The sequence below is a fragment of the Streptomyces sp. GL_141 genome (genome assembly GCF_057834385.1).
Window position 1 is genome coordinate 1,914,149 of the sequence record NZ_CM174402.1, and the last position, 25,641, is coordinate 1,939,789.

Annotated in this window: 26 protein-coding genes; 9 read left to right on the plus strand and 17 right to left on the minus strand. The window is 73.2% G+C overall.

Annotated features, from left to right (window positions below):
- The first annotated feature begins 16 nt into the window (after positions 1-16).
- Positions 17-856 carry a GNAT family N-acetyltransferase gene (locus AC3IX6_RS08125; protein WP_489369560.1) on the plus strand — a complete coding sequence of 280 codons (840 nt, stop codon included), beginning with the start codon at positions 17-19 and terminating at the stop codon, positions 854-856.
- Complete coding sequence (locus AC3IX6_RS08130; RefSeq protein WP_489369561.1) at positions 853-1,302, plus strand: hypothetical protein; 450 nt, start codon at positions 853-855, stop codon at positions 1,300-1,302. The genes AC3IX6_RS08125 and AC3IX6_RS08130 overlap by 4 nt, the downstream gene beginning before the upstream one ends.
- A 12-nt stretch (positions 1,303-1,314) precedes the next feature.
- Here AC3IX6_RS08130 and AC3IX6_RS08135 read toward each other — a convergent pair whose 3' ends face one another.
- Together AC3IX6_RS08135 and AC3IX6_RS08140 are read right to left on the minus strand one after the other, a co-directional pair.
- Complete coding sequence (locus tag AC3IX6_RS08135; protein WP_489369562.1) at positions 1,315-3,636, minus strand: bifunctional salicylyl-CoA 5-hydroxylase/oxidoreductase; 2,322 nt, start codon at positions 3,634-3,636, stop codon at positions 1,315-1,317.
- Between the two features lie 19 nt (positions 3,637-3,655).
- Positions 3,656-4,483 carry an enoyl-CoA hydratase family protein gene (locus tag AC3IX6_RS08140; protein ID WP_489369563.1) on the minus strand — a complete coding sequence of 276 codons (828 nt, stop codon included), beginning with the start codon at positions 4,481-4,483 and terminating at the stop codon, positions 3,656-3,658.
- Positions 4,484-4,732: 249 nt separating this feature from the next.
- Between AC3IX6_RS08140 and AC3IX6_RS08145 the strand changes: the two genes are divergently transcribed.
- Positions 4,733-5,152, plus strand: coding sequence for an ATP-binding protein (locus AC3IX6_RS08145; protein WP_489369564.1), 420 nt, complete (start codon positions 4,733-4,735; stop codon positions 5,150-5,152).
- A gap of 37 nt (positions 5,153-5,189) precedes the next feature.
- On the opposite strand, the gene argF is transcribed toward AC3IX6_RS08145, so the two are convergent.
- The 5 genes from argF to AC3IX6_RS08170 all read right to left on the minus strand — a co-directional run bounded on the left by argF (position 5,190) and on the right by AC3IX6_RS08170 (position 12,409).
- Positions 5,190-6,200: an ornithine carbamoyltransferase gene (argF, locus tag AC3IX6_RS08150; protein ID WP_489369565.1), complete on the minus strand. Its 1,011-nt coding sequence runs from the start codon at positions 6,198-6,200 to the stop codon at positions 5,190-5,192.
- A 156-nt stretch (positions 6,201-6,356) separates the two neighbouring features.
- Positions 6,357-7,586 carry an arginine deiminase gene (locus tag AC3IX6_RS08155; protein WP_489369566.1) on the minus strand — a complete coding sequence of 410 codons (1,230 nt, stop codon included), beginning with the start codon at positions 7,584-7,586 and terminating at the stop codon, positions 6,357-6,359.
- Positions 7,587-7,681: 95 nt separating this feature from the next.
- Entirely contained in the window at positions 7,682-8,149 is a 468-nt protein-coding gene (locus tag AC3IX6_RS08160; protein WP_489369567.1) for a hypothetical protein, read from the minus strand.
- Between the two features lie 199 nt (positions 8,150-8,348).
- Positions 8,349-10,919, minus strand: a complete 2,571-nt coding sequence (locus tag AC3IX6_RS08165) for a polynucleotide kinase-phosphatase (RefSeq protein WP_489369568.1) — start codon at positions 10,917-10,919, stop codon at positions 8,349-8,351.
- Positions 10,916-12,409 (minus strand): 3' terminal RNA ribose 2'-O-methyltransferase Hen1, encoded by a 1,494-nt coding sequence (locus tag AC3IX6_RS08170; protein WP_489369569.1) that lies wholly within the window; start codon positions 12,407-12,409, stop codon positions 10,916-10,918. The genes AC3IX6_RS08165 and AC3IX6_RS08170 overlap by 4 nt, the downstream gene beginning before the upstream one ends.
- Before the next feature lie 68 nt (positions 12,410-12,477).
- Between AC3IX6_RS08170 and AC3IX6_RS08175 the strand changes: the two genes are divergently transcribed.
- Positions 12,478-12,723: a hypothetical protein gene (locus AC3IX6_RS08175; protein WP_489369570.1), complete on the plus strand. Its 246-nt coding sequence runs from the start codon at positions 12,478-12,480 to the stop codon at positions 12,721-12,723.
- Between the two features lie 146 nt (positions 12,724-12,869).
- Entirely contained in the window at positions 12,870-13,292 is a 423-nt protein-coding gene (locus tag AC3IX6_RS08180) for a hypothetical protein (protein ID WP_489369571.1), read from the plus strand.
- Here the strand turns inward: AC3IX6_RS08180 and mmuM are convergent.
- A complete protein-coding gene (mmuM, locus tag AC3IX6_RS08185) occupies positions 13,279-14,190 on the minus strand; it encodes a homocysteine S-methyltransferase (protein WP_489369572.1) in 912 nt (303 codons plus the stop codon). The genes AC3IX6_RS08180 and mmuM overlap by 14 nt on opposite strands.
- Before the next feature lie 13 nt (positions 14,191-14,203).
- Positions 14,204-15,127 (minus strand): LLM class F420-dependent oxidoreductase, encoded by a 924-nt coding sequence (locus tag AC3IX6_RS08190; RefSeq protein ID WP_489369573.1) that lies wholly within the window; start codon positions 15,125-15,127, stop codon positions 14,204-14,206.
- Positions 15,128-15,327: 200 nt separating this feature from the next.
- Here AC3IX6_RS08190 and AC3IX6_RS08195 point away from each other — a divergent pair, with 200 nt between their 5' ends.
- A complete protein-coding gene (locus AC3IX6_RS08195) occupies positions 15,328-15,615 on the plus strand; it encodes a hypothetical protein (protein WP_489369574.1) in 288 nt (95 codons plus the stop codon).
- Positions 15,616-15,756: 141 nt separating this feature from the next.
- Here the strand turns inward: AC3IX6_RS08195 and AC3IX6_RS08200 are convergent, their stop codons facing one another.
- The 4 genes from AC3IX6_RS08200 to AC3IX6_RS08215 form a co-directional block, all read right to left on the minus strand.
- Entirely contained in the window at positions 15,757-16,242 is a 486-nt protein-coding gene (locus AC3IX6_RS08200; protein WP_489369575.1) for a DUF6099 family protein, read from the minus strand.
- A gap of 124 nt (positions 16,243-16,366) precedes the next feature.
- Positions 16,367-16,759, minus strand: a complete 393-nt coding sequence (locus AC3IX6_RS08205) for a nucleotide pyrophosphohydrolase (protein WP_489369576.1) — start codon at positions 16,757-16,759, stop codon at positions 16,367-16,369.
- On the minus strand, positions 16,756-17,874 hold the full coding sequence (locus tag AC3IX6_RS08210; RefSeq protein WP_489371370.1) for an AAA family ATPase: 1,119 nt from the start codon (positions 17,872-17,874) through the stop codon (positions 16,756-16,758). The genes AC3IX6_RS08205 and AC3IX6_RS08210 overlap by 4 nt, the downstream gene beginning before the upstream one ends.
- Before the next feature lie 469 nt (positions 17,875-18,343).
- Positions 18,344-18,739, minus strand: coding sequence for a cell division protein SepF (locus tag AC3IX6_RS08215; protein WP_250742110.1), 396 nt, complete (start codon positions 18,737-18,739; stop codon positions 18,344-18,346).
- A 193-nt stretch (positions 18,740-18,932) separates the two neighbouring features.
- Here AC3IX6_RS08215 and AC3IX6_RS08220 point away from each other — a divergent pair, with 193 nt between their 5' ends.
- The 3 genes from AC3IX6_RS08220 to AC3IX6_RS08230 all read left to right on the plus strand — a co-directional run bounded on the left by AC3IX6_RS08220 (position 18,933) and on the right by AC3IX6_RS08230 (position 22,172).
- Positions 18,933-19,661 carry a DUF2470 domain-containing protein gene (locus tag AC3IX6_RS08220; protein ID WP_489369577.1) on the plus strand — a complete coding sequence of 243 codons (729 nt, stop codon included), beginning with the start codon at positions 18,933-18,935 and terminating at the stop codon, positions 19,659-19,661.
- Between the two features lie 198 nt (positions 19,662-19,859).
- A complete protein-coding gene (locus AC3IX6_RS08225) occupies positions 19,860-21,278 on the plus strand; it encodes an IS30 family transposase (protein ID WP_489368065.1) in 1,419 nt (472 codons plus the stop codon).
- Positions 21,279-21,359: 81 nt separating this feature from the next.
- Positions 21,360-22,172, plus strand: a complete 813-nt coding sequence (locus AC3IX6_RS08230; RefSeq protein WP_489369578.1) for an NADP-dependent oxidoreductase — start codon at positions 21,360-21,362, stop codon at positions 22,170-22,172.
- 81 nt (positions 22,173-22,253) lie between these two features.
- Here AC3IX6_RS08230 and AC3IX6_RS08235 read toward each other — a convergent pair whose 3' ends face one another.
- The 4 genes from AC3IX6_RS08235 to AC3IX6_RS08250 all read right to left on the minus strand — a co-directional run bounded on the left by AC3IX6_RS08235 (position 22,254) and on the right by AC3IX6_RS08250 (position 25,592).
- The gene (locus AC3IX6_RS08235; protein ID WP_489369579.1) at positions 22,254-22,574 is read right to left on the minus strand and encodes a 4Fe-4S ferredoxin; all 321 of its coding nucleotides are present in this window, start codon (positions 22,572-22,574) and stop codon (positions 22,254-22,256) included.
- Positions 22,575-22,647: 73 nt separating this feature from the next.
- Positions 22,648-23,382: a hypothetical protein gene (locus AC3IX6_RS08240; RefSeq protein WP_489369580.1), complete on the minus strand. Its 735-nt coding sequence runs from the start codon at positions 23,380-23,382 to the stop codon at positions 22,648-22,650.
- Positions 23,383-23,946: 564 nt separating this feature from the next.
- Positions 23,947-24,222 (minus strand): FAD-binding protein, encoded by a 276-nt coding sequence (locus AC3IX6_RS08245; RefSeq protein ID WP_489369581.1) that lies wholly within the window; start codon positions 24,220-24,222, stop codon positions 23,947-23,949.
- Positions 24,219-25,592 (minus strand): LLM class flavin-dependent oxidoreductase, encoded by a 1,374-nt coding sequence (locus AC3IX6_RS08250; protein ID WP_489369582.1) that lies wholly within the window; start codon positions 25,590-25,592, stop codon positions 24,219-24,221. Before AC3IX6_RS08250 ends, AC3IX6_RS08245 begins: the two co-directional genes overlap by 4 nt.
- Positions 25,593-25,641 lie beyond the last annotated feature (49 nt).

Genomic DNA, 25,641 nt, shown 5'->3' on the forward strand with positions numbered 1-25,641 from the left:
CGGGCGATCATGGGCCATGACGTGGACCTTCACCCCTGATCTGGCGGCCTGGCTGGCCGCCGTGCGCCCCGCCGTGGCGGCGCAGCCCGTCCCCCACACCCAGCTGGTCACGGTCATCGACGCGCTGGAGCGGCAGGGCCTGGACGCCTTCGGGTCCGAGCCGCCCCTCTTCGGCTGGTGGACCGGGGCCGACGGACTGGTCGCGGGCGCCGTCGTCCAGTGCCCTCCGCACCCTCTGCTGATCGGCACGCTGCCCGCCGGAGCCGTCCGGGAGCTGGGGGCCGCGCTCGCCTCCGAGCCGCTGCTCGCCGGGGTCGACGCGCTCAACGCCCGCCGTGAGGACGCGAGGGCGCTGGCCGACTGCTGGGGGAAGCCGACCGAGGTCGTGGAGGAGAACCGCCTCTACCGGCTCGCCGGACTCATCGCCCCCGACCCCGCTCCGGCGGGGCGGGCCCGCCCCGCCGGAGCGGCCGATCTGCCGTTGCTCCTGGAGTGGGTCACCGCCTTCAAGCAGGAGTCCGGCGAGGGCGGCGGCGCCTCCGAGGCGGCCCTGCGCGACCGGCTCTCGTACGGGGGCATGCTGCTCTGGGAGGACGCCGGGACCCCGGTCTCGCTGGCCGGCTTCTTCCGCCCGATCGACGCGGTGACCCGGATCGGCCCGGTCTACACCCCGCCGGAGCTGCGCGGCCGCGGGTACGCCGCCGGGGCCACCCACGCCGCGACCGAGGCGGCGCACGCGGCCGGGGCCGCGGAGGTGCTGCTCTTCACCGACCTGGCGAACCCCACCAGCAACCGCGTCTACCAGCGGCTGGGCTACACGCCGGTCGAGGACCGGGTGGAGGTGGCGCTGGCATGAGCGCCCCCGCGGACGACGTGGAACCGCTCGAACCCTGCTGGATGCTGGCCGCGAACGTGGTCCTGTGGCGCCGCTACGGCGAGGGCGGCCAGGGCCAGCGCCCGGGCACGAAGATGTTCAAGGGCGGCGCGAAGGTGTACGTCCACGACCTGGTGAGCGGCTGGGAGGGCTGCCAGGTCGTCGGCCGGCCACGACACGGCCGCGTGTACCGCTGTGCGTACCTGGCCATCCGCCACCTGCACGGCTTCCGGCCCGTGCTCGTACGGTCTCCCACCGTGCTGCGGATCACCGAGGGCTCGGTCTTCTCCGACAAGGAGGACGCCGAGGATTACGCGGTGCTCATGGAGTACCGCGCCTGGGAGCTCCGCTCCGGCGCCGGGCCGTACTGGCCGCATCCGGAGCCCTGCCACTGCCACGAGTGCCTGACCCTGCGGCCGCACCGCTAGGCGGGCGGGACCCTACCCCCGCCCCGTCGGCGGCTTGCGGCTGCCCGCGCGGTAGGGGGCGGGCCAGGGGGCGGCCGGGCCGGTGTAGGACTGGTCGGCGGCCGCGTGCAGGGTCCAGTGCGGGTCGTAGAGGTGGGGGCGGCCGAGCGCGCAGAGGTCCGCCCGGCCCGCCAGCAGCAGGGAGTTGACGTCGTCCCAGGAGGAGATCGCCCCGACCGCGATCACCGGGACGTTCAGGGCGTTGCGGATCCGGTCAGCGTACGGGGTCTGGTACGCGCGCCCGTACTCGGGGGTCTCCTCCGCGACCACCTGGCCCGTGGAGACGTCGATGGCGTCCGCTCCGTGCGCCGCGAAGGCTCGGGCGATGGCCACCGCCTCCTCGGGCGAGGTGCCGCCCGGCGCCCAGTCGGTGGCCGAGAGGCGGACCGTCATCGGCCGGTCGGCGGGCCAGACGGCGCGGACCGCGTCGAAGACCTCCAGCGGGAAGCGGAGCCGGTTCTCCAGCGGGCCGCCGTAGGCGTCGGTGCGGTGGTTGGTCAGCGGGGAGAGGAACCCGGAGAGCAGGTAGCCGTGCGCGCAGTGCAGTTCGAGCAGGTCGAAGCCGCTGCTCGCGGCCCGGACGGCGGCGGCCGCGAACTCGGAGCGGACGGCGGCCAGGTCGGCGGCGCCCATCTCCCGGGGCACGGCCGAGACTCCGGGGCGGTAGGGCAGTGCGGAGGCGGCCACCAGGGGCCAGTTCCCCTCGGGGAGCGGGGCGTCCATGCCCTCCCACATCACCCGGGTCGATCCCTTGCGGCCCGAGTGGCCGAGCTGGACGCCCAGCGCGGTGCCGGGCGCCGCGGTGTGCACGAAGTCGGCGATCCGGGCCCAGGCGGCCGCCTGCCCGGCGGTGTAGAGGCCCGTACAGCCCGGGGTGATCCGGCCTTCGGCGCTGACGCAGACCATCTCGGTCATCACCAGGGCTGCCCCGCCCAGGGCCCGCGCGCCGAGGTGGACCAGGTGGAAGTCGCCCGGTACGCCGTCGCCGTCTGCGGAGTCGGCCGAGTACATGTCCATCGGGGAGACCACGACCCGGTTGCGCAGGGTCAGGCCCCGCAGGGTGAACGGGGTGAACATCGGCGGGGTTCCCGGCTCCTCCGGGCCGCCCTCGGGGGCCTCGGGGGCCTGGGGGCAGCCGAAGTCGCGCTCCACCGCGCGCGTGAAGCGCGGATCGCGCAGCCGCAGGTTGCCGTGGGTGACCCGCAGGCTGCGGGTGAGGAGGTTGAAGGCGAACTGCCGGGCGGGCTGCTCCACGTACCCGGCGAGCTCCTCGAACCACCGCATGCTGGCGGCCGCGGCCCGCTGGGTGGAGGCCACTGCCGGCCGGCGTGCGGCCTCGTAGGCGGCCAGTGCGGCCGGGACGTCCGCCTCGGCCTCCACCGCCCGGGCCAGCGCGAGCGCGTCCTCCACGGCCAGTTTGGTGCCGGAGCCGATCGAGAAGTGCGCGGTGTGCGCGGCGTCGCCGATGAGCACCGTGTTGCCGTGCGACCAGCGCGCGTTGACCACCGTACGGAACCGCGTCCACGTGGAGCCGTTCCCGCGCAGCGGCCGTCCCCGCAGGGCCTCGCCGAAGATCTTCGCGCAGCGCGCCGCGGATTCCGCCTCGTCGCAGAGGTCGAAGCCGGCGCCGTGCCAGACCTCTTCGCGCATCTCGACGATCACGGTGGAGGAGTCGGCCGAGTACGGGTAGGCGTGCAGTTGCATCACCCCGTGCTCGGTCTCCGCGATCTCGAAGCGGAAGGCCTCGAAGGGGAAGTCGGCGGCCAGCCAGATGTACCGGCACCGCCCGCCCGTCAGCGTGGGCCCGTAGTGCTCCGCCGCGGCCTCCCGGATCCGGCTGTGCACCCCGTCGGCCGCGACGACCAGGTCGTACGAGGCTGCGAGCGCCTGCGGCTCGGGGGCCGGGGTGCGGAAGCGGAGCCGGACCCCGAGGCCCGCGCAGCGCTCGTGCAGGATCTCCAGGAGCCGGCGCCGCCCGAGCGCGGCGAAGCCGTGGCCGCCGGAGGTCAGCAGCCGGCCCCGGTGCACGATGTCGATGTCGTCCCAGCGGACGAACTCGGCGCTCAGGGCCGCGTAGACCACGGCGTCGGCCGCTTCGATGCCGCCGAGCGTCTCGTCGGAGAGGACCACTCCGAAGCCGAAGGTGTCGTCGGGGGCGTTCTTCTCCCACACGTCCACCGCGTGCCCCTGCCGGGCCAGCAGCGCGGCGGCGTACAGCCCGCCCGGGCCCCCGCCGACCACGGCGACCCGCAGGGCGGCGCTCTCCCGGCCGGTGCTCGTCGAACCGGTGCTCATCGAACCGGCACTCATCGCACTACCGGCCCTTCCACTGGGGCGGCCGCTTCCCGGTGAAGGCCGCGTGGAACTCCCGGTAGTCCTCGCCGTTCATCAGCAGCGCCTGGGTGTTCGCGTCGAGTTCCACCGAGGCGGCGAGCGGCATGTCCAGCTCGGCGGTCAGCAGGGCCTTGGTCTGCGCGTACGCGAGGGCCGGACCGGCGGCGAGGTGCGCGGCGAGCTCCGCCGCCCGTACGGAGGCCTTGCCCTCCTCGGTGACCTCGCTGAGCAGCCCGATCCGCTCGGCCTCCGGGGCCCTGACCTGCTCCCCCAGCATCAGCAGCCGGGTGGCGTGTCCGAGCCCGACGACGCGGGGCAGCAGGTACGCGGCACCCATGTCGCCGCCGGAGAGGCCGACCCGGGTGAAGAGGAACGCGAAGCGGGCGGTGGGGTCGGCGATGCGGAAGTCGGCGGCGAGCGCGATGACGGCCCCGGCGCCGGCGGCGACCCCGTGGACGGCTGCGATGACGGGGAAGGGGCATTCGCGCAGGGCGCGCACGACCTGTCCGGTCATCCGGTTGAAGTCGAGGAGCTGGGCGGTGTCCATCGCGAGGGTGGCGCCGATGATCTCGTCGACGTCGCCTCCGGAGCAGAAGCCGCGCCCTTCGCCGCCGAGCACGAGGGCGCGTACGGACCGCTCCCTGGACAGTTCGGCGAGCAGGTCGCGCAGGTCGGCGTAGGCGCCGAAAGTGAGCGCGTTGAGCTTCTCGGGGCGGTCGAGGGTGACGGTGGCGACGCCGTCGCGCAGGTCCACCCGGAGGTGGTTCCAGCGTTCGGTCGCGGGTGTGGAACCGAGGAAGGGACTCACCCTCCCGACGGTATCACCGGTCCATGACTGTCGTCAGGGAAGCGCGATAACTGTGCGTCCGCGGCCCGCCCGGGGCGCCACACGCACCGAACGTCCCGAGCCGATGTGCCCGACGTCCCTTGCGATCACGTCGGGGTGCCCTACGGCAGGACATTTCCACTTCGTATCGTTGAAAACAGGATTTCCCCCGCACCCCTCCACCCACGCCCCCCCCCGACCCCACGACCCCACGGAACGGACGGTCCTGCCTTGCCCGACGCCTCCGCCTGGCGGATAACCCTGCCGCACACGACAGCGGCCGTACCCATCGCCCGCGCCCTCGTCCGTACGGCCCTCGCCGACATCGACGCGCCCGCCGACAGCGACACCGCCGAACTGCTCACCGCCGAACTGGTCGCCAACGCCGTGGAGCACACCCCCGGCGACGCCCCCATCGAGCTCGTCGTGGAACTCCTGGCGAACGGCTGCCAGGTCGAGGTCCACGACGGGGACCCGCAGCCCCCCGCCGACCTGACCGCCCCCGGCCCGGACGACGCCCATCCCGACCCCTGGCAGGAGCACGGCCGCGGCCTGCTGCTGATCCGGACCCTGAGCTCGGCCTGCGGCCACCGCGCCACCCCGCACGGCAAGGCCGTGTGGTTCACCCTGCCGTCCCGGCCGGCCCGCTAGGGCACCTGGACCCCGGCGCCTGCGCTCCGGCGCATGACTATGCGGCCGGCCCCGCGAGGGTCGCGACGAGCACGGCCTTGATGGTGTGCAGCCGGTTCTCGGCCTCGTCGAAGACGACGGAGTGCGCGGACTCGAACACCTCGTCCGTCACCTCCAGCGATTCCAGCCCGTGCCGCTCGTGGATCTCCCGGGACACCTTGGTGCCGAGATCGTGGAACGCCGGCAGGCAGTGCATGAACTTCACGTCCGGGTTCCCGGTGGCGCGCAGCACGTCCATGGTGACGGCGTACGGGCTCAGCGCCTCGATCCGCTCGTCCCAGACCTCCTTGGGCTCCCCCATGGACACCCAGATGTCGGTCACCACGAAATCGGCCTGCCCGACGCCCTCCGCGAGGTCCTCGGTGAGCGTGATCCGGGCGCCGCTGGCAGCCGCCAGCTCGCGCGCCGCGGCCACCACGGGGGCGGCCGGCCAGTAGTGCTCCGGCGCCACGATCCGTACGTCCATGCCCAGCAGTGCGCCGGTCACCAGGTAGGAGTTGCCCATGTTGAAGCGGGCGTCGCCGAGGTAGGCGAAGGCGATCCGCTCCAGCGGCTTGGCGCAGTGCTCGGTCATCGTGAGCACGTCGGCCAGCATCTGCGTGGGGTGCCAGTCGTCGGTGAGGCCGTTGAAGACGGGCACGCCGGAGTGGGCGGCGAGCTGCTCGACGGTGTCCTGCGCGTCACCCCGGTACTGGATGCCGTCGAACATCCGGCCCAGCACCCGCGCCGTGTCCTTGACCGATTCCTTGTGGCCCATCTGGGAGCCGGAGGGGTCGAGGTACGTGGTGTGGGCGCCCTGATCGGCGGCCGCGACCTCGAAGGCGCAGCGGGTGCGCGTGGAGGTCTTCTCGAAGATCAGGGCGATGTTCTTGCCCTGGAGGCGGCGCAGCTCGGTCCCGGCCTTCTTGGCCGCCTTGAGTTCGGCGGCGAGCTCGACCAGGCCGCGGAACTCGGCGGCGGTGAAGTCGAGCTCCTTGAGGAAACTGCGGCCGACAAGATCGGTGGCCATGGGGGCGCTCCAGAGTCACGGTGACAGGGGATGCTGGAAGTCTATACGACGGCCTGCATTGATATACAGAGCGTTCGCATACGAACCCGCCCCTCGGCCTCCGCCCCGCACCCCGGGCCGGCCCGGCCCGGCCTGGCCTGGCCCGGCCCGGCCCGGCTAGGTCACCGCGTCCCGCTCCACCGGGCAGCTCATGCAGCGCGGTCCGCCCCGCCCCCGCCCCAGCTCGCTGCCCGGGATCTCGATCACCTCGATGCCCTGCTTGCGCAGGTGGGTGTTGGTCGTGACGTTCCGCTCGTACGCGACGACCACGCCCGGCTCCACGGCCAGCACGTTGCAGCCGTCGTCCCACTGCTCGCGCTCGGCGGCGTGCACGTCCTGGGTGGCCGTGAGCACCCGGATCGCGTCCAGCCCGAGGGCGGCGGCGATGGCCCGGTGCATGTGCTCCGGCGGATGGTCGGTCACCTTCAGCTCGCTCGGCCCGCCGCCGGGCTCGATCGTGTAGGAGCGCAGCATGCCCAGGCCCGCGTACTGCGTGAACGTATCCGCGTCGACCATCGTCATCACCGTGTCCAGGTGCATGAACGCACGCCGCTTGGGCATGTCGAGCGCCACGATCGTCGTCGCCGACCCGGCGGCGAACAGCCCGCGCGCCAGCATCTCCACCGCCTGCGGGGTGGTCCGCTCGCTCATCCCGATCAGCACGGCGCCGTTGCCGATGACCAGGACGTCGCCGCCCTCGATGGTGGAGGGATAGTCGGCCTGCCCCTGCGACCAGGTGTGGAAGGGGCCGGAGCCGGTGAAGAGCGGGTGGTGCTTGTAGATGGCCTCGAAGTGCACGGTCTCGCGCTGCCGGGCCGGCCAGCGCATCGCGTTGATGGACACCCCGTCGTAGATCCAGGCGGAGGTGTCCCGGGTGAAGAGGTGGTTCGGAAGCGGCCCCAGCAGGAAGCCGTCCAGCTCCAGGGCGTGGAAGCGGACCGACACCGGCTCCGCGTGCCGCGCCAGGAACTCCCGCTTGGTCATCCCGCCGATCAGCGCCTCTGCCAGGTCCGCCGAGGGCAGTCCGTCGAAGACCGCCCGCAGGTGGTCGGCGGCGAGCGGACCGTACTCCTTCTCGTCGAAGACCCGGTCCAGGACGAGGTGTCTCGCCTCCGGGATGTCCAGGGCCTCCACCAGCAGGTCACCGAAGAGGTGCACCTCCACGCCCCGGTCGCGCAGGACGTCGGCGAAGCCGTCGTGCTCCTGGCGGGCCCGGCGCACCCACAGCACGTCGTCGAAGAGCAGCGCGTCCTTGTTGCTCGGCGTGAGCCTCTTCAGCTCCAGGTCGGGCCGGTGGAGGATGACGCGGCGAAGCCGCCCGGTCTCGGAATCGACATGGAATCCCATGCCGTACACGTTCGCAGACCGGGCGGCTTTTTGACGTGGCGTCGGCTCAGCGGGTTCGGACCGCCGGATCCCGGCGGCGGGCCGGGCCCGCCGGTTCAGCGCAGGCCGAGCAGGGCCTTCGGGGTGCCGGTGAGGTCCGGGGCGATGACGCCCAGCGCGGGGGCGGTCACGTTCGGCAGCCCGTGGTTGGACGCGTCGGGCATGGTCAGCGGGGAGCCGACGAGCAGGCCCGGGGTCCGGGTGCGCATCGTGGTCGCGGGGGCGTCCAGCGAGCCCTCGCCGTCCGTCTCCGGCTTTCCGGCCAGGTTCGGCACCGGGGAGGTGAGGAGGGTGTCGCCGAGCTCGGTGCCGATCGGCACCGCCGGCAGCAGTGGGGTCGGCAGCATGTCGCCCTTGTGGAAGCGGGGCGCCTCGGGCGCTCCGACCACCGGCACCGGCACTCCGGTGGCCAGGTGCGGGACGTCCACGCCCAGCGTGGTCCGCACCGCGTCCAGGGGGACTCCCACCGGCACCGCGTCGGCCATGGCCGGGGTGGCCGCGCCTGCCGCGGCCATACAGGTCATGAGTGCCGCAATGCTTCCGCGCGCGGTCATCTTCATAGGTGACGTTCCGTCCTTCCAGGGTCGCGGACATTCCGCTGCCCTGGATGAACGATCCCGCCGGTCGTTTTCCCGGAGTTCTCCGCGAAAGTTCCCCCATACGACCTAATGAGCGGCCGTACGGGGGTCCTTCCTTGACGCCAAGTGCTGCGGCCCGGAGCCCTCAGAGCCGCGGGTCCACCGGCTCCGACTCCAGCGCGAGGACGGCGAAGACCGCCTCGTGGACCCGCCACAGCGGCTCCCCGGCCGCCAGCCGGTCCACGGCCTCCAGACCGAGCGCGTACTCGCGCAGGGCGAGCGAGCGCTTGTGCCCGAGGTGGCGCCCGCGCAGCCGCTCCAGGTGGTCCGGGCGCGTGTACTCGGGACCGTAGATGATCCGCAGGTACTCGCGTCCGCGCACCTTCACCCCCGGCTGCACGAGCCGGCCCTTGCCGTCCTTGGCGTACGCCTGGAGCGGTTTGACGACCATGCCCTCGCCGCCGGCGGCCGTCAGCTCCAGCCACCAGTCGGTGCCCGCCCGTACCGAGGCCTCGTCGGCGGTGTCCACCAGGATCCGGCCGGTGCGGCGCAGCAGTCCGGTCCCGGCGGCCTCGTCGGCGGCGACGAGCCGGTCCAGCCAGAACAGCTGCTCGTCATGGGGTACGGCCGCCAGCGAGCGCCCGGCCGCGGCCAGCAGCTGGAACGGGGCGAACCGTACGCCGTCCAGCCCGTCGGTGCTCCAGCAGTAACGCCGGTACGCCTCGGTGAACTTCGCCGCGTCCGCGGCGCGCCCGCGCTGGCGCTCCAGCAGCTCCCCGGTGTCGACGCCCCGGGCCGCGGCCGCCTCCAGGGCGGCGAGGGCCTCCGGGAACACGGCGCCGGAGGCCGCGCCCACGGCGGCGTACTGGTTGCGCAGGAGGCCGGCGGACTTCAGTGACCAGGGCAGCAGTTCGCCGTCGAGGAGCAGCCAGTCGGTGGCCAGTTCCTCCCACAGCCCGGCGTCGGTGACCGCCGAGCGGATCCGGCCGAGGACCTCCTCGGTGACCTCGGGGTCCTTGAAGAAGGGCCGTCCGGTGCGGGTGTAGACGGACCCGGTGGGACCGTCGACCCCGAACCGCTCGCGGGCCGCGGCGGCGTCCTTGCAGAGCAGCACGGTGGCGCGGGAGCCCATGTGCTTCTCCTCGCAGACGACCTGCGCGATGCCGTCCTTGCGGTACTGGGCGAAGGCCTCGGCGGGGTGCTCCAAGTAGCCCTCCGTCTGCGAGGTGGCGGTCGGCGCCATGGTCGGCGGGAGGTACGGGACCAGGCGCGGGTCCACGGCGAAGCGGCTCATCACCTCCAGCGCGGCGGCCGCGTTCTCCTCGCGGACGTTGACGTTGCCCAGGTGCCGGGTCTCGACGATCCGGCGGCCGTGGACGTCGGCCAGGTCGAGCGGACGCCCGTCGTGCCCGCCGGGAACCTCGGTGACGAGCGGCTTGACCGGCTCGTACCAGACCTTCTCGGCCGGTACGTCGACCAGCTCGCGCTCGGGCCAGCGCAGGGCGGTCATCCTCCCGCCGAAGACGGCTCCGGTGTCGAGGCAGATGGTGTTGTTGATCCAGGCGGTGTTCGGGACGGGGGTGTGGCCGTAGACCACGACGGCCTTGCCCCGGTAGTCCTCGGCCCACGGGTAGCGCACGGGCAGCCCGAACTCGTCGGTCTCGCCCGTGGTCTCCCCGTACAGGGCGTGCGAGCGCACCCGGCCGGAGGTGCGGCCGTGGTACTTCTCGGGCAGCCCGGCGTGACAGACCACGAGCTTGCCACCGTCGAGGACGTAGTGGCTGACCAGGCCCTGGATGAAGGTGCGGACCTCCCGGACGAACTCCTCCGGCTCCCCTTCGAGCTGCTCGATCGTCTCGGCGAGGCCGTGGGTCCGCTGGACCTTGGATCCCTTGAGGTGACGGGCGAGCTTGTTCTCGTGGTTCCCGGGCACGCACAGGGCGTTGCCGGAGCCGACCATGCCCATCACCCGGCGCAGGACGCCCGGGCTGTCCGGGCCGCGGTCGACGAGGTCGCCGACGAACACGGCGGTGCGGCCCTCGGGGTGGGCGCCGTCCTCGTAGCCGAGCTTTCCGAGCAGGGTCTCCAGCTCGGAGGCACAGCCGTGGATGTCGCCGATGATGTCGAAGGGGCCGGTGAGGTGCGTGAGGTCGTTGAAGCGCTTCTCCAGGACCACCTCGGCCGACTCGACCTCCGCGGGCGTGCGCAGCACGTGCACCTTGCGGAAGCCCTCGCGCTCCAGGCCGCGCAGCGAGCGCCGCAGGTCGCGGCGGTGGCGCTGGATGACGGCGCGCGGCAGCTTCGCCCGCTCGGGGCGGGCCGCGTTGCGCTCCGCACAGACCTCTTCGGGCAGGTCGAGGACGATCGCGATGGGCAGCACGTCGTACTCGCGGGCGAGCTGGACCAGCTGCCGGCGGGACTCGGCCTGGACGCTGGTGGCGTCGACCACGGTGAGGCGGCCGGCGGCGAGCCGCTTGCCCGCGATGTAGTGCAGGACCTCGAAGGCGTCCTTGCTGGCGCCCTGGTCGTTCTCGTCGTCGGCGACCAGGCCCCGGCAGTAGTCGGAGGAGATGACCTCGGTCGGCTTGAAGTGCGTGCGGGCGAAGGTGGACTTGCCGGAACCGGTGGCGCCGATCAGGACGACGAGGGACAGATCGGTGACGGGAAGTACGCGCTTGCGGTCGGTGGTGGTACTGGCGTCGGTGTCGGTGGTCATGCTGCCTCGCCCTCCTTCGGGGTGTCGGTGTTGGTGGTGCTGATGGTGCCGGTGGTCAGGGTGAAGACGGCCATCTGGGTCGGCGGGCCCACCTCGGGGTCGTCGTCCCCGACGGGCAGGTACGCGACGGAGTAGCCGTGCCGGGAGCCGACGCCCCCGGCCCAGGTCCGGAACTCCTCGCGGGTCCACTCGAAGCGGTGGTCGCCGTGCCGGACGTGCCCGGCGGGCAGGGTCTCCCAGCGGACGTTGTACTCGACGTTCGGGGTGGTCACGAGGACCGTGCGGGGGCGGGCCGAGCCGAAGACCGCGTACTCCAGCGCGGGCAGCCGCTCTAGGTCCAGGTGCTCGATGACCTCGCTGAGCACGGCCGCGTCATAGCCCGCGAGCCGCTTGTCGGTGTAGGCGAGCGAGCCCTGCGTCAGGCGGACGCGGGAGCTCTGCCGCTCCCCCATCCGCTCCAGCCGCAGCCGCTTCGCGGCGATGTTCAGCGCCCGGACGGACACGTCCACGCCGACGATCTCGGTGTACGCCGGATCCTTGAGCAGCGCCTGCACCAACTGGCCCTGGCCGCAGCCCAGATCGAGGACGCGGGCCGCGCCGGCCGCGCCCAGCGCGGCGAGGATCGCCTCGCGGCGCAGCACCGCGAGCGGTACGGGCTTCTCCTCCGTGTCGATGGTCTCGTCGACCGCGTTGTCGAGCTCCTCCACCTCGCTGCCGTCGGCCTCGGCGAGGCGGACCAGCTCCAGGCGCTCCAGGGCGTCCTGGGTCAGCCGCTTGTGGCGGGCCAGGTAGCGGGAGGTGATCAGCCCGCTCTCCGGGTGGTCGGCGAGCCAGCCGTCTCCGGCGCGCAGCAGCTTGTCCACCTCGTCGGAGGCGATCCAGTAGTGCTTGGAGTCGTCGAGGACGGGCAGCAGGACGTACAGGCCGCGCAGTGCGTCGGACAGCCGCAGCTCGCCCTCCAGGACGAGGCGTACGTACCGGGAGTCGCCCCACTCCGGGAAGGTCTCGTCGAGCGCGACCGGGGTGGCCGTGACCGATTCCCAGCCGAGCGGGCCGAACAGCCGGCGCACGAGCTCGGCGCCGCCCCTGGCGGGCAGCACCGGGATCTCGATGCGCAGCGGGCGCACCTCGTCGGGCAGCTCGGGGCGGGCCGCGCACTGCCCCTTCAACGCGCTGCGGAACACGCCGCTCAGCGCGACGGCCAGCAGCGAAGAGGCGGCGTAGGGGCGGTCGTTGACGTACTGCGCGAGCGCGGCGTCCGGCGTGCCGCCCTGGCCCTTGCCCTGACCGCGGCGCACGAGCGCGACGGGGTCCACTTCCAGCAGCAGGCCCGCCGTGCACCGCTCGTCCGTGGCTTCGGGGTAGAAGACGTGGGCGGTGCCATGGGAGGTGGAGAACGCCTGCGTCCGGCCGGGATGCTTGTGCAGCAGGAAGCCCAGGTCGGTGGCGGGTCGCTCGGCCGTGCCGGTCGTGGAGATCGTCAGGAACATGCGAGCGATTGTTGCTGGTCAGCGGTGTTGCCCGCGCCCTATTTTCCGGCGGCGCCTACCGTCGAAACATGAGCGGCATCGTCGTTGTGTACGAGCTCGACCATCCGGCGGCGGGATCCGTCCACCGGGTGCACGCCGCGCCCACCGCCCCGGGAGGCGGCTCCGAGCGCGGCCCGCGGACCATGTGCGGCAAGGACACCTTCGCCATGGAAACGGCCGACTGGAAACCGTCCGAACATCCGGACGCCTGGTGCCCGCCGGAGTACGCCGACGCCGTGTGCCCCGGATGCGAGGCGGTGATGGGCGAGGACTAGACCGTCTCTTCGATCGGGGGTCCCGGTTCGGGGTCTCCAGGGTGATGACGTATCCATCATGACAGGTCAGAGGCCGTTTTCGTAGGACGGACGGCACAGCCGATTTGTCTTGTTCGGGGCCCTGTGCGGATCACAGAATCTCCCTCATGAATCCCACGGAGAACATCAATCACGACGCCGTGCTGCGAGCCCGGGTGGCGCTCCTCGGATCGGGCACGCTGCCCGTCCGGGAGCGGGTGGCCGCCTATCGCGTCCTCGTCCGGGTGAGTCCGTTGGCCTATCTGCCGCTGCTGGCGGCCGCGTTGTTCGCGTACAGCCGTCAGGAGTTCGCCCACCGGCCCGGGATAGCGCTTGCCCTGCGCGCCGAGTCCGTCGCCGCCGCGCGCCGGATGTGCGCCCTGGAACCCGAGGAGACCCAACTGCTCCTCACCGCGCTCGTGCACTACCGCGAGCAGCTGCTCCTGACGGAGCGTCCGGAGGAACTGGCCGCCGTGGAAGCGGAGATGACCGCTCTCGTGGCCTCGGGCGGCGGGTCGCCGGGCGTGCGCTGGGACCTCAGCGGAGCGTAGCCGCCAGGTCCGCGATCCGGTCCGGGCCGATGCGGCAGCAGCCGCCGATGAGGCGGGCTCCGGTGCGCCGCCAGGCGGCCGTGGGCCAGGGGGCGGGGGTGGCCGGGGCCCGCCAGGTGGCGGTGGCGGGCTCCCAGACCGAGCCGTCGTTGGGGTAGGCCAGCAGCGGTTTCCCCGTGACGGCGGCGGCCGCTTCGAGGGCGGGCAGGACCTCCGCCGGGTCGCAGCAGTTCACGCCGACGGCGATGACCTGCGGGGACCCGGCGGCGAGGGCGAAGGCCTCGGGCAGCGGCTGCCCGGCCCGGGTGCGGCCGTCCGCCACCGTGTAGCTCAGCCAGGCCCGGGCTCCGCTCTCCGCGAGCACGGCGAGCAGGGCTTCGGCCTCGGTGGCGTCCGGGACGGTCTCCAGGGCCAGCAGGTCGGGGCCCTCGGCCAGCAGCGCCGCGATCCGGGGCCGGTGGAAGTCGGCCAGCTCCCGCACGCTCAGGCCGTACCGTCCCCGGTACTCGGAGCCGTCCGCGAGCACCGCCCCGTACGGGCCCACGGACGCGGCGACCCACACCCCGTGCTCCGCGGCCCGGGCTGCCTCGTCGGCCAGCCGCACGCTGCGCCGCAGCAGGGCCGTGGTGCGCTCCGGGCCGTGGCCGTGCCGGGCGAAGGCGGCGTACCCCACCTGGTAGCTCGCGGTGATCAGCACCTCGGCGCCGGCCCGCGCGTAGGCGGTGTGGGCGGCCGTCACCTGTTCCGGCCGCTCGGCGAGGACCCGGCCCGTCCACAGGCCGCCGGACAGGTCGCAGCCCTGGTCGGCGAGCTGGTTGCTCAGCCCGCCGTCCAGGAGCACGGTCCGCCCGCCGGGGCGGGCCAGGGCCTCGGCGAGCGGCCGGGATGCGCGGGGCACGGTGACCGCCCCGTCAGCCGAGCTGGGACTGGACCCCGGTGGAGATCAGCTCCAGGTGGTCGAGATCGCCGAGGTCGAGCAGCTGGAGGTAGAGGCGGGAGGAGCCGACCGCCTCGTAGGCTCCGATCCGGTCGACGACCTCGGCCGGGGAGCCGGCCAGGCCGTTGGCCTTGAGCTCCGCCACGTCGCGGCCGATGGCGGCGGCCCGCCGGGCCACCTCGGCGTCGTTCTTGCCCACGCACACGACCAGCGCGTTGGAGTAGACGAGGTCGCCGGGCTTGCGGCCGGCTTCCTCGACGGCCGTGCGGACCCGGCCGAACTGCCGCTCGCTGTCCGCGATCGAGGCGAAGGGCATGTTGAACTCGTCCGCGTACCGGGCGGCGAGGCGCGGGGTGCGCTTCGCGCCGTGGCCGCCGATCAGGACCGGGATCTTGTCCTGGGCCGGCTTGGGCAGCGCCGGGGAGTTCTCCACCTGGTAGTGGACGCCGGCGTAGTCGAAGGTGGCTCCGGGCTCGGTGGCCCACAGGCCGGTGACGATCTCCAGCTGCTCTTCCAGCCGGGCGAGGCGCTCGGCGGGGAAGGGAATGCCGTACGCCTTGTGCTCCTCCTCGAACCAGCCCGCCCCCAGCCCGAGTTCGATCCGGCCGCCCGACATCTGGTCGACCTGTGCGACCTGGATGGCGAGCACGCCGGGGAGGCGGAAGGTGCCGGCCGTCATCAGGGTGCCCAGCCGGATCCGCTCGGTCTCACGGGCCAGGCCGGCCAGGGTGATCCAGGCGTCGGTGGGACCGGGCAGACCGTCGGCCGCACCCATGCGCAGGTAGTGGTCCGAGCGGAAGAAGGCGTCGAAGCCAAGGTCCTCGGTGGCCTTGGCGACGCTCAGGAGGGTGTCGTAGCTCGCGCCCTGCTGGGGCTCGGTGAAGATACGGAGATCCATGTCTCCATCCTGCCCCTTCGGCCCCGGCCGGGTGAATCTGCGTCAACCGGGCGGTCGCCGCCGCCCGCGCCAGTGACCAGCCCGGATGGGGATCGTTGGCTCGGACGGAGCCGGACCGCCCGGCCCGCGCGCCGGCGGCCTTCGCCGGTGCGTCCACCGCCCCCTTCCGCCCCGGAAGGGCCAGGGCCGAGGAGGCCGCCATGTCCCAGGAGTCCGCGCCGGAGACCCTCCGGCAATCCCGTCAGGACTGCCAGACCGGACAGGCAGCGCACGACCACGCACGCCAGGAGTCCGCGGTACCCGCCCAGGGCGGCGCGCCGAAGGGCCTGCTGCAGCAGATGGAAGAGCTGATGGCCGCCCTGAACGCCGACCTCTCCCAGCTCGACGCCGACCTCCAGTCCTCCACCGACCGCAGCCCCGGCACTGCGCTGCACCAGGGCGGCCGCACCCCGGAGGGCGGAGACCGCCCGTCCTACCGGTCCTCCTGACCGCCCGGGTCCCGTCGCGCGCGGCGGGACCCCACCGAAGCACCCCCGACGCCGAAGCACGCCTGATCAGGCCGCCCCCGTCCGGCCACACCCCGGGGAGGGCCGTCCCGGCTCAGGGCACGCCGGCCCGGCCACGCCGTCTCAGGCCACCCCGGAGGCCGATCCCCGCTCGCGCACGGCCAGCCGTCGCAGGATCGCCCGGACCCGGTCGCTCGACTCGTCGGCCGCGTCTATCGACTCTATGCACTGCCAGTACAGACCCTCATCGTCCGTCCCGCAGGCCACCCCGACCAGCGCTATGCCCACTTCGCCGAGCAGCGCCTGGAGCCCGAGCAACGCCTGCCGGGCGTCCGTCACCTCGGTCAACTGCGCGGCCCGGGGCGGGAGATCGGGCGCATAGCCCTCTCCCCGCAGAGCCGCCCGGTCGAGCACCCCGCAGCCTCTGCTCCCCGCTTCACCCAGCCCCCGTGCCTCCGATCTCAGCTCCGGCGGCCCGGTGACGGCCAGCCAGCTCCCGATGCCCTGGGCGAGGGCCTGCGCCTGCCAGGCCTCGCCCACGATGTCCCATGCAGCCCCGCTCTGCGCCAGCGCGTGCCGGCCGGCTGCGATGAGCCGTACCGCGTCCATATGCCGTCCCCCGTCCGCACGACATCTTGCCGTTCTCTCCACTACCCAGAGTGAGGGCAACGGGCCGGTAAAGCCAGGGGTATTCGGAAATTGTGGACACCGAAGATGGTTGTGGATATCGCCATCACTCCGAAGAGTGACGATCTGCCCCCGGAGTGCCCGGGACGGGGAACCTCAGCTCGTTCCGGTCGATCTTCGCGGCGAGCGCATCCAGCACATCGACCCCGAGAACCTCACAGAACTGCAGCAGATAGGCGAGTACGTCCGCCACCTCATCGGCCACTCTGTGTGCGGTGTCCGGCTTCTCCATGACCTTGGCGGACTGTTCGGGCGTCAGCCACTGGAAGATCTCCACCAGTTCGGCCGCCTCGACGCTCAGCGCCACCGCCAGGTTCTTGGGCGTGTGGAAGGGCTCCCACCCGCGCGCCGCCGCGAACTCGGCCAGCCGCCGCTGGAGCCGGTCGATCCGCTCGCCGGCCCCCTTCTCTTCCCCGGTCGCTCCACGTTCTTCGCTCATGCACCCAGGTCTACCACCGAGACCCCCGCAACCCCCCGGGCGGCCGTCGCGCAGGCCTCGCCCGCCGAGGCCGCCAGCCTGACCTGCCCGCGCCCGCAGGCCAGTACGGCCAGCCGCAGCAGTTCGGCGGTCTGCCGACCGTCCAGGTCCCGGTCGAAGCCGTCCGCGAGCACCGCCAGCGTCTGCCGTGCGGAGGGCAGTTCGGCCGCCGGGTCCACGTCCAGGACCCCCGGCCCGGTCAGCAGCACCAGCGCGAGGGCGAGGAAGCGCAGCTCGCCCGCGCCCAGCCGGGCCAGTTCGGTGGCGGGCCTCGACGGGCCCCGGTCCAGCAGGCCGGTGACCGGGCCGCCCTCGGGAGCCCGTACGTCCAGGCCGGCCACCCACCCCGCGCACCCGGTCCGGGCGGCCCCGGTCAGCAGCCCGTACCGGGTGCCGCACTCCAGGCGGGTCCGGCGCAGCACGTCGGCCAGGTTGGCGCAGTCGCCCAGCAGTCGCCCCTCCCCCGGCGCGACGGGCTCCCGCATCCGTTCCGGGCGGGGGTCGCAGGGGAACACCGAGCGCAGCGCGACCACCACTTGCTCGGCGGCGGCCAGCACCTGCCGCTGCCCCTCGGTGGCCCCGGCGACGCGCAGCGGGAGCAGCGCGGTCCCGAGGCGGTCGTCGGGCAGCGGGGCCCGGGTGACCCCGGTGGCTCCGCCGGTCAGCCAGGCCGCCTGGACGGACCGTCGCCCGGGGTCGCGCAGGGCGGTGGCGAGGAGGACCTGCCCGTCCACGGAGAGCCGTTCACCGACGATCCGCAGCGCGGGCTCCGCCTGGACGGCGAGGTCGAGCCGGACCGGCCCGGCGGGGCCGTCGACCGTGCAGCCGATCCGGAACCCCCGGCGCCGCTCGGCGTCGGGCGCCGCGCGGTCGGGGATCCGGGCCCGCGGGTCGGGGAACACCTCGTCCAGGGTGGCCCCGGAACCGAGGGCGGCCAGCGCCCCGTAGGCCTCCAGGACCTGGGACTTGCCGCTCCCGCTCGGCCCGGCGAAGAGGGTGACGGGACCGAGGGCGAACCGGGCCCCGCGGTGCGCCCCGTAGGCGGAGAGCCTCAACTCGGTCACGGCCGGCCGCAGATGCGGGGCGCCTGCGGCGGGCTGGACCGGAGCCGGGGCTTGGGCCGTGGCCGGGGCCGTGGCCTGGGGCGGAACCGGGGCCGGGGCCGGGGCCGAGGCCGGGGCCGGAACCGGGGCCGGGGCCGGGGCCGGGGCCGGGGCCGGGGCCGGAACCGGGGCCGGAACCGGGGCCGGGGCCGGGGCCGGAACCGGGGCCGGGGCCGGAACCGCGGCCTGGGGCGGAACCTGGGCCGAGGCCGGGACCGAGGCCGGAACCGGGACCGGAGCCTGGACCGGGGCCGCGGCTAACCCCGGGCCGGCGGACACGGTCGAAGCCGTCGCGGTGGCAGGCCCGGTCGGTGCGGCGGGAGGCGTGGCGGTGGCCGCGGAAGGGGGCGCCGGGGTGGTGAGGGGCAAGGTCATGCGCGGGACGGTACGGCCCGCCGGACCCCCCGAGGGTCCGGCGAACCGTTCCGCCCGCGGGACCTTCCTACGATCGGGGGACGGCCGCGGCCGCGATCCCCTCCACCTCGGTCCCGACGGGCGCCAGCAGGAAGACGTTCCGGTCGACCCGGTGCATCCCGCTGCCGAGGCCGAAGACCACGCCACTGCTGAAGTCCAGGATCCGCTTGGCGACTTCGCCGTCCGCGCCCGTGAGGTCCAGCAGCACCGGGATCTGCGCGATCAGGTACTCCGCCACCTCCCGCGCGTCCGCGAAGACCTGGACCCGGATCACCACGAAGCGGCGCTGCTCCGCCGCGGACGCCCCCGGAACCGTGGGGATCGTGCGGTGATCCACCCGGGAGGGCCACTCGTTGCGACTCCGCAGGGGGACCACCTGCGCGAGCCCCTCCCACTGTTCGTCGGTGACGTCGTACCTGCTCACCAGGCCGCCTCGGCCTTGCGCTTCATGTGCATCCCCCCATCCTCTCGCGTTTCACCCGTTCAGCCCAACACCGACACGAGGCAGCTGAGACACCCCGGCGAGCCGACCCGGGCTACCCCTCACCCGCCGGGTAGGTTAGGTTAGGCATACCTAAGTACATGCCATCTCGCCACTCGGGACGACGGAGATCCACATGCACCTGCCCCTGCCGCTGCCCACCGACGCCGAGCGGGTCCGGTCCATCCTGGCCGCCGCCCACTCCATGACCGTCGTCACCGACGGGCAGCGCACGGAGATCCGCCACCTCGACGGCACCGACCCCCTCGGCCGACTGCACCTGCACCCCGCCGAGCCGGGCGGCCGCGCCGAGCAACGCCCCGCGATCCGGCTGGAGTTCACGGACATCGCGCCCACCCCCGTACGGGACCGCGTGCGCGCCCGGGTCACCCTCGTCGGCCGCCTGCTCACCCCTTATGCGGACGAGGACTCCGAGTCCACCTGCGTGGAGTTCGGCCGGGCCGTCCTCGAAACTGCCGGCGGCGCCCGCTCGTACGTCGGTCTCGACGAGCTGGACGCGGCCTGCCCCGACCCGCTCGCCCCCTACGAGGCCGGGATGCTCACCCACCTCCTCGACGACCACGCCGAACTCGTCACCCTCCTGCTGCGCCTGGTCCGGCCGCAGCCGGCGACGGGGGCGCGGCCGGCTTCCGAGGCGGGGGCCGGGGCCGCAGTCCTGCGCGCGCTGCCCCTCGCCATGGACCGGTACGGGATCACCCTGCGCCTGGAGGAACGGCGCGGCCACCGCGACGTACGGATCCCCTTCCCCTCCCCCCTCGACGACGTGGAGCAGTCCGGGGCGCAGATCCAGGCCCTGTTCAGCGCGGCCCGGCGCAGCTCTCACCGCAACACCCTGCCCGCCTGAACGACCCTCCACGGAACGGGTGATTCCGGAAGAAGGGCCCCTCGCCCTCGGAATACGGACGTCGGGCCCCCCGTTGGGGATGATCATGAAGGCAATCACATACACCGCATACGGAACGCCTGACATCCGGCGGATTCAATTGGTCGTCGCAACACCCTGATCTCGGAGGTGTGCGGCGTGGCTACGGCGGAATGGAGTTTGAAGACCAGCGATGTTCCGGAGGGGAGGCGTCGGCAGTGGCGTGCTGACCGTGCGTTGCGGCCGGCGATGCGTTCACCGGGGCGGCCTGATCCCTCTCGGGTCGTGCAGCGCCAGTTTTGGCGGCTGATCGCCACGGGGGTCACGACGGTGGAGGCGTCGCTGGCGGTCGGCGTGTCATGGCCGGTGGGTGCGAGGTGGTTTCGTCACGCTGGCGGCATGCCTCCGATCACGTTGGCCGAGCCCTCGGGCCGCTACCTGACGTTCGAGGAGCGCGAGGAGATCGCGATCCTCAGGGCGACGGACAAGGGCGTGCGCGAGATCGCCCGCGCTCTGGGGCGTGACCCGGGGACGATCTCTCGGGAACTGCGCCGCAACGCCGCCACGCGCGCCGGCAAGCAGGAGTACCGCGCGACGGTCGCGCAGTGGAAGGCCCAGCAGGCGGCCAAACGTCCGAAGAGCGCGAAGCTCCTGGGCAACGACCCGTTGCGTGAGTACGTGCAGGAGCGGCTGGCCGGGAACGTCCGCCGGCCTGACGGGACAGTCGTCGCGGGGCCGCAGGCACCTGAGTGGAAAGGGCTGAACAAGCCGCACCGGCAGGACAGACGATGGGCGATGGCATGGAGCCCGGAACAGATCTCGCACCGGCTCCCTGTCGACTTCCCCGAGGATGAGTCCATGCGTATCAGTCATGAGGCGATCTACCAGGCACTGTTCATCGAGGGCCGTGGCGCGCTCAAGCGGGAACTGGTCACGTGCCTGCGCACTGGCCGGGCGCTGCGGGCTCCCCGAGCGCGGTCGCAGAACAAGCCGCGGGGGCATGTCACCGCAGACGTCGTCCTCAGCGAACGCCCCGCCGAGGCCGGGGACCGTGCGGCCCCGGGACACTGGGAGGGCGACTTGATCATCGGGACGGGCCGCTCCGCGATCGGCACGCTCGTCGAGCGCAGCAGCCGCTCCACGCTCCTGGTGCACCTGCCCCGGCTCGAGGGCTGGGGCGAGAATCCGCCCGTGAAGAGCGGCCCCTCGCTCGGGGGCTACGGCGCGATCGCGATGAACACGGCACTCACCACGTCGATGACGCAGTTGCCCGAGCAGCTGCGCAAGACCCTCACCTGGGACCGGGGGAAGGAACTCTCCGGTCATGCCCAGTTCGCTCTCGACACCGGGACGAAAGTGTTCTTCGCCGATCCGCACTCGCCCTGGCAGCGACCGACGAACGAGAACACGAACGGGCTACTGCGCCAGTACTTCCCCAAGGGAACCGACCTGGCCAGATGGTCTGCCGAGGACCTCGAGGCCGTCGCCCTGGCGATCAACAATCGACCCCGCAAAGTTCTCGGCTGGAAGACTCCCGCCGAGGTCTTCGGTGAGCAGCTACTCTCGATCCAAGAAGCCGGTGTTGCAACGACTGGTTGAACTCGCCTCCTCACCCTCACCGAGGTTCCGGAGCCCAAGGTCGCTCCGGGCGAGGTCCTCGTCCGCGTCAAGGCCGCCGGCGTGAACCCGGTGGACTGGAAGCTCGCCTCCGGGTACCTCGACTCGATCCTCGAAGTCCGCTACCCGGTCATACCCGGCTGGGACGTCGCCGGCGTCGTCGAGGCGGTCGGCGAGGACACCTTCGACTACGCCGTCGGCGACGAGGTGTACGGCTACGTCCGCAAGGAGTGGGTGGAGCTGGGCACTTACGCCGAGCTGGTCTCCGCCCCCGTCCGCACCCTCGCCCGCAAGCCGCGCGAGCTGACCTTCGAGCAGGCCGCCGGCATCCCGCTGGCCGGGCTCACCGCCTACCAGTCGCTCACCCGCGTGGGAGTGAAGGCCGGCGAGACCGTGCTCATCCACTCCGCCGCCGGCGGCACCGGCTCCTTCGGCGTACAGATCGCCGTCGCGCTCGGTCTGCGCGTCATCGGCACGGCCGGCGCGCACAACCACGACTACCTGCGCTCACTCGGTGCCGAGCCGGTCCTGTACGGCGAGGGCTTCGCCGACCGGGTCCGCGAACTGGCGCCCGAAGGGGTGGACGCCGCCCTGGACTTCTACGGCGACGACGTGATCCCGGCCCTCCGGTCCCTGGTCAAGCCGGGTCAGGGCCACCGGTTGGTGTCCATCGCCGACCACACCGCGGCCGCCCAGGGCGCCCACCAGCTCTGGGTCCGCCCGGACACCGCCGACCTGACCCACCTGGCCGAGCTCGCGGACGCGGGCAAGCTCACGGTCAACGTGGAGCACGCGCTGCCGCTCGCCGACGCGGCGAAGGCCTGGGAGCTGAACGCCACGGGCCGCACCCGCGGCAAGATCGTCCTGACGGTCTGACCGTCTGCCGCGGTCGGCTGCGGTCTCCAGCGGTCTCCAGCGGTCGGCAGCGGTCGGCGGCCGTCGGCCCCTCGCTCAGGCTCAGGACGTGATCGGCGGCGCCGTCCCGCCGCCGCCCGCCGGGCCGAGCGAGGGGCCGACCGCCCGCAGGGCGCCCGGTGTCCGTCCCTCGCCCCAGCCGATGTCCCGCCGGTAGCTGCCGAGCAGTCCGCGGCCGGCGAGCCCGGCCTCGTCCCGTACGGCCGGGTCCTCGGGCACCGGCCGGGTCAGCGGGGACACGAACAGCGCGTCCACCGGGCAGTTGGCCTCGCACAGGAAGCAGGTCCGGCAGTCCTCCTGCCGGGCGAGCAGCGGGATCCCCTCCGGTCCCCGCTCGAAGACGTCGGTCGGGCAGACCTCCACGCACTTGTCGCCGGGGGTCCCCCCAGGCCGAAGGCCGAGGGGGCGATGCACCGCTCGGCCGAGACCAGTTCGATCATGCGACCAGCTCCGCCGGCCGCGTCCACACCCGGTCGAGCCCGCCCGTCACGATGCGGTGGTGCTGCGCCGGGTCCTGCCCCGGGTGGTCGAGCCGGCGGGCCATCCCGCGGCTCTCCGTACGGGCCAGCGCGGACGCGTACATCCAGCGGGCGTGCGCCGTCATGGCCGCCGCCTGCCGGACCTTGACCAGTCCGGCGCCCTCCCCGCGCAGGGAGCGCAGCTGCGCCCAGACCGCGTCGAGGGCGCCGAGCGAGCCGGTGAGGACGGAGCCGCGGCGCAGGTAGTTCTTGTCGTACGGCAGCACTTCCTCCTGGACGAGGCGTACGAGTTCCCGTGCCTCCGCGGGCCCGGCCGCGGATCCGGTGTCCCCGGTCGGCCGCAGGCCCGCCCCGCCGGCGCCGGTGACCGGCCGGAAGGCGGCCCGGCCCGAGCCGAGGGAACGGGCGTACCGGGCCGCGCCGGCCCCGGCCCAGCTGCCCGAGGACATCGCCCAGGCGGCGTTGTGGCTGCCGCCTCCGGTGAAGCCCCCGCAGATCTCCTCCCGGGTGGCCGCGTCCCCGGCGGCGTACAGCCCGGGGACCGTGGTGGAGCAGTCCTCCCCGGTGATCCGGATCCCGCCGGTGCCGCGGACGGTGCCCTCGGCCAGCAGGGTGACGGAGAAGCGGTCGGTGAAGGGGTCGATGGCGAGCCGGTCGAAGGTGAGGAAGAAGTTCGGCTGCGCGCGCCGCATCGCGGCCTGCGCGGTGGCGTCGGCCCGGTCGAAACGGGCGTAGACCCGGGCTCCGGTGAGGAGTTCGCGGGCGATGGCGGACCGGCCGCCTTGGCTCGCGGCGCCCTCCAGGACCTCGCCGTCCTCCCGGTAGAAGGAGGCGAAGGAGTAGAAGGCCGTCTTGGTGACGGAGGTGCCCTCGGGGGCGATCCCGTAGGAGTTGGAGAACTCCGTGCCCGACAGCTCGGCCCCCGCCTCGGCGGCGAACAGCGCGCCGTCCCCGGTGTTGGTGTTGGTGCCGAGCGCGCCGCTGAGGAAGGCGCAGCCCCCGGTGCCAGGACGACGGCGCCGGCCCGGACCCGGTAGGGCTCGCCGGCCTGGCGGCGGTAGCCGGCGGCGCCCGCGGCGGCGCCGTCCGCGTCGGTGAGCAGCTCGGTGACCGGGCTGTGGTCCAGGATCCGGACCCCGGCGCGGCGGATCGGATGCGCATCCGCCGCATGTACTCGGGCCCCTGGAGGCCGTTGCGCAGCGGCCGGCCGTCGGGGCCGGTCGGGAAGGGGTAACGCCCTTCGTCCGCCAACTCGTTCATCCGGTCGTACGTCTCGCGAGGACCCGGGACATCCACCGCCGGTCGGCGAGGTACCCGCCGAGCCCCTCGCGGCTCGCCATCGCGGCCTCCCGGGCCGCCGGTTCCGGCGGGACGTACCAGACGCCGGTGCCGCCGGCGGCCGTCGCCCCGCTGGTGCCGCAGTAGCCCTTGTCGGCGAGGACCACGGAAGCCCCGGCGGCGGCCGCCTTGAGGGCGGCCCAGGCGGCGGGGCCCCCGCCGACCACGAGCACGTCGGCGACCTGCTCGCTCACGCTCCGGCTCCGGGAGCTGCTCCGCGCCCGGCCGCCGCCGCGACGGCGGCGGCGGTGTAGCGGTTGGCGGGGCGCGCCAGCCCGTAGTTCTCGCGCAGGGTCCGGCCGGTGTACTCGGTGCGGAAGAGACCACGGCGCTGCAGGATCGGCACGACCTGGTCGACGAAGTCGGTGAGGCCGGTGGGGAGTACGGGCGCCATGATGTTGAAGCCGTCGGCGGCCCCCTGGGTGAACCACTCCTCCAGCTGGTCGGCGATCTGCTCGGGTGTCCCGGCGAAGACGCGGTGGCCGCGGCCCGCGCCCAGGCGGGCGATCAGCTCGCGCAGGGTGAGGCCCTCGCGGCGGGCGAGTTCGGCGACGAGCGTGAAGCGGCTCTTGTTGCCGTTGACGTCCCGCTCCTCGGGCAGGTCGGGCAGCCCGCCGTCGAGCGGCAGCCCGGTGAGGTCCACGTTCAGCATGTTGGAGAGCTGCGCGAGGCCGTACTCCGGGATCTGGAGCTCGGTGAGCTCCTGCTCCAGGGCCCTGGCCTCGGCCTCGGTGGAACCGATGACGGGGGCGATGCCGGGCAGGACGAGCAGTTCGTCCTCGGAACGGCCGTACTTGGCGAGGCGGGACTTGAGGTCCTTGTAGAAGGTCTGCCCGTCGGCGAGGGTCTGCTGGGCGGTGAAGACGGCCTCGGCGTACTGGGCGGCGAACTCCTTGCCGTCCTCGGAGGACCCGGCCTGGACGAGCAGCGGGTGGCCCTGCGGGGTGCGGGGCACGTTGAGCGGTCCGGCGACGCCGAAGTACTCGCCGCGGTGCGCGGCGGGGTGGAGCTTGTCGGTGTCGGCGTAGATGCCGCGCTCCTTGTCGAGGACGATCGCGTCGTCCTCCCAGCTGTCCCACAGCTTGGTGGCCACGTCGAGGAACTCCCGGGCCCGCTCGTAGCGGAGGTTGTGCTCCAGGTGCTCCTCGCGGTTGAAGTTGCGGGCCTCGTCGACGCTGCCGGAGGTGACGATGTTCCATCCGGCGCGGCCGCCGCTGATGAGGTCGAGGGAGGCGAACTTCCGGGCCAGGTTGTAGGGCTCGTTGAAGGTGGTGGAGACGGTGGCGATGAGCCCGATGTGCTCGGTGACGGCGGCGATCGCGGAGAGCAGGGTGAGCGGCTCGAAGCCGCCGACGGCGTTGTAGCGGGCCTTGCCCCAGAGGGCGACCCCGTCGGCGAAGAAGATCGAGTCGAGCCGGCCGCGCTCGGCGGTGCGGGCCAGTTCCTGGAAGTAGCGCAGATCGGTGATCCGCTCGGGGCTGCTGGACGGGTGGCGCCAGGCGGCGTCGTGATGCCCGGCGTTCATGAGGAAGGCGTTGAGGTGGAGGGTCCGGGGTGCGGTCATTTCTTGTCCTCGGTTCAGGGCAGCCGGGCGCGCGGCGCCCGCAGGGGGA

Bases quoted from the DNA above. Each gene is read 5' to 3' on its own strand.
- AC3IX6_RS08135 (WP_489369562.1), bottom strand. From the start codon at position 3,636: ATGAGCACCGGTTCGACGAGCACCGGCCGGGAGAGCGCCGCCCTGCGG.
- AC3IX6_RS08155 (WP_489369566.1), bottom strand. From the start codon at position 7,586: ATGGGATTCCATGTCGATTCCGAGACCGGGCGGCTTCGCCGCGTCATC.
- AC3IX6_RS08130 (WP_489369561.1), top strand. From the start codon at position 853: ATGAGCGCCCCCGCGGACGACGTGGAACCGCTCGAACCCTGCTGGATG.
- argF (WP_489369565.1), bottom strand. From the start codon at position 6,200: ATGGCCACCGATCTTGTCGGCCGCAGTTTCCTCAAGGAGCTCGACTTC.
- AC3IX6_RS08190 (WP_489369573.1), bottom strand. From the start codon at position 15,127: ATGGATCTCCGTATCTTCACCGAGCCCCAGCAGGGCGCGAGCTACGAC.
- AC3IX6_RS08170 (WP_489369569.1), bottom strand. From the start codon at position 12,409: ATGTTCCTGACGATCTCCACGACCGGCACGGCCGAGCGACCCGCCACC.
- AC3IX6_RS08165 (WP_489369568.1), bottom strand. From the start codon at position 10,919: ATGACCACCGACACCGACGCCAGTACCACCACCGACCGCAAGCGCGTA.
- AC3IX6_RS08220 (WP_489369577.1), top strand. From the start codon at position 18,933: ATGCACCTGCCCCTGCCGCTGCCCACCGACGCCGAGCGGGTCCGGTCC.
- AC3IX6_RS08180 (WP_489369571.1), top strand. From the start codon at position 12,870: ATGAATCCCACGGAGAACATCAATCACGACGCCGTGCTGCGAGCCCGG.
- AC3IX6_RS08160 (WP_489369567.1), bottom strand. From the start codon at position 8,149: ATGACCTGTATGGCCGCGGCAGGCGCGGCCACCCCGGCCATGGCCGAC.
- AC3IX6_RS08195 (WP_489369574.1), top strand. From the start codon at position 15,328: ATGTCCCAGGAGTCCGCGCCGGAGACCCTCCGGCAATCCCGTCAGGAC.
- AC3IX6_RS08205 (WP_489369576.1), bottom strand. From the start codon at position 16,759: ATGAGCGAAGAACGTGGAGCGACCGGGGAAGAGAAGGGGGCCGGCGAG.
- AC3IX6_RS08200 (WP_489369575.1), bottom strand. From the start codon at position 16,242: ATGGACGCGGTACGGCTCATCGCAGCCGGCCGGCACGCGCTGGCGCAG.
- AC3IX6_RS08240 (WP_489369580.1), bottom strand. From the start codon at position 23,382: ATGCGGCGCGCGCAGCCGAACTTCTTCCTCACCTTCGACCGGCTCGCC.
- AC3IX6_RS08125 (WP_489369560.1), top strand. From the start codon at position 17: ATGACGTGGACCTTCACCCCTGATCTGGCGGCCTGGCTGGCCGCCGTG.
- AC3IX6_RS08175 (WP_489369570.1), top strand. From the start codon at position 12,478: ATGAGCGGCATCGTCGTTGTGTACGAGCTCGACCATCCGGCGGCGGGA.
- AC3IX6_RS08250 (WP_489369582.1), bottom strand. From the start codon at position 25,592: ATGACCGCACCCCGGACCCTCCACCTCAACGCCTTCCTCATGAACGCC.